1 protein-coding gene is annotated in these 948 nt (G+C 59.7%); it reads left to right on the top strand.

What is annotated here, in order from left to right; all coding sequences use genetic code 11:
- Nucleotides 1–909: IS3 family transposase (locus ATO9_RS23275; protein WP_156127955.1), on the top strand; the 909-nt coding region annotated here is incomplete at its 5' end.
- Nucleotides 910–948 lie beyond the last annotated feature (39 nt).

Below are 948 nucleotides of genomic sequence, written 5' to 3'. Positions count from 1 at the left end.
GGCCAACTCTTTTTTGGAACGAAAGCTGAAGCCCTGGGGCGGGAAGTGAGGCGCTGCATGATCGAGCCTGACCACCCGGATCTGTCGATCGGCCAGCAGTGCAAGCTGCTGTCGATCGCACGCTCATCCTATTACTACGAGCCGAAGGGCGAGACCGAGCAGAACCTCGGCCTGATGCGGCAGATCGACGAGCAGTTCCTGGAGACGCCGTTCTTCGGAGTTCGGCAGATGACCTGGCACCTGCGCAACGACGGCCATCTGGTGAACGAGAAGCGCATCCGGCGGCTGATGCGCCTGATGGGGCTCATGCCGATTTACCAGAAGCCCAACACGAGCAGGCCGACGAAGGGCCACAAGACCTATCCCTACCTGCTCAGGGGGCTGCGGGTGGAACGCCCGAACCAGGTCTGGTGTTCGGACATCACCTATCTGCCCATGCGCCGAGGGTTCCTCTATCTGGTGGCGATCATGGACTGGCATACCCGCAAGGTTCTGTCCTGGCGCATCTCGAACACGCTGGAGGCCGACTTCTGTGTCGAAGCGCTGACCGAGGCCATCCACAAGTTCGGCCCGCCCGAGATCATGAACACGGACCAGGGCAGCCAATTCACGTCCTTCGCCTGGACGGATCGACTGCGCCGATCTGGCGTGCGGATCTCGATGGACGGGAAAGGTCGGTTCCTCGACAACATCTTCATCGAGAGGCTGTGGCGCACCCTAAAATACGAGTGCGTTTACCTGCATGCCTGGGAGACCGGATCGGAGACAAAGGCGGCGATCCGGAAATGGATGACCTTCTACAACCACCAGCGCCCGCATTCAGCCTTGGGCGGCCAACCTCCCGCGCTGGTCTATTGGCAAAGAAATGATATCAACCAACCCGATCAGCAGGTGCAACGAGTAGCTTAATTTACGCCAGATCCTGTCCAAGAGATGGGGAGTAGCTCA

The sequence above is a fragment of the Pseudooceanicola atlanticus genome (assembly GCF_000768315.1).
GTDB classification, from domain to species: Bacteria; Pseudomonadota; Alphaproteobacteria; order Rhodobacterales; family Rhodobacteraceae; genus Pseudooceanicola; species Pseudooceanicola atlanticus.
The sequence above is the reverse complement of the archived record's forward strand: the minus strand, read 5'-3'. Positions and strand labels throughout refer to the sequence as shown.